This is a genomic window from Sphingomonas sp. P4_G2, assembly GCF_056401155.1.
This window is the reverse complement of sequence record NZ_JBFUJY010000023.1, coordinates 1-655: the sequence shown is the minus strand read 5'-3', so window position 1 is coordinate 655 and position 655 is coordinate 1. Positions and strand designations below refer to the sequence as shown.

The 655-nt window shown below is 62.9% G+C and carries 1 protein-coding gene and 1 pseudogene; both read left to right on the top strand.

The window, feature by feature from the left end:
- Window positions 1–373 (top strand): response regulator transcription factor (locus AC1DRD_RS22745; protein ID WP_478043156.1); only part of this gene is annotated, 373 nt, incomplete at its 5' end.
- Window positions 324–655: pseudogene (locus AC1DRD_RS22740) on the top strand (hypothetical protein); the annotation flags it as partial. The gene AC1DRD_RS22745 and the pseudogene AC1DRD_RS22740, both read left to right, overlap by 50 nt.

Sequence of the window (655 nt, the reverse complement as noted above, 5' to 3'; positions counted from 1 at the left end):
GCGATTGATCGCCATCGGCGAGAAGGTGATGCCGTCGAACCTGGCCGAGTTCCTGCCCACGCATCCCAATCTCGGGCTGTCGCCGGGCACCAGCCAGTCGATGAAGCAGGCCGGCCTGTCACTGCGGGAAATCGAAATTCTCGCCTGTCTGGTGAGCGGGCACCCCAACAAGATCATCTCGCGCCAGCTCGAGATCAGCGAGGCGACGGTGAAGGTCCATGTGAAGGCCATTCTTCGCAAGGTCGGCGTCCAGAACAGGACTCAGGCCGCCATCTGGGCGGTCGGCGAGCGATTGAACGAGACGCTTTCATCGCACCCTCCCTGTGGCAAGATACGCAACGGCGCCGGTCAGGCTTCGCCCCAACTCGGCTGACCTGCCGCTCGCCATTTCGTTCTTCACTTTCCGGCAAATCGCCTATCTGGTCGACGCCTATGGTGGCCGGGTCAGCGAGCGCGATCCGCTCAACTACGCGCTGTTCATCACCTTTTTCCCGCACCTGATCGCCGGGCCGATCACGCATCATCGCGAGATGCTCGCGCAATTCAGCGCGCCCGACCGCTTCCGGCCGCGCTGGGACCTGGTCGCGATCGGACTCACCTTGTTCCTCATCGGATTGTTCAAGAAGGTGATGGTCGCCGATCCGCTCGGCGTCGC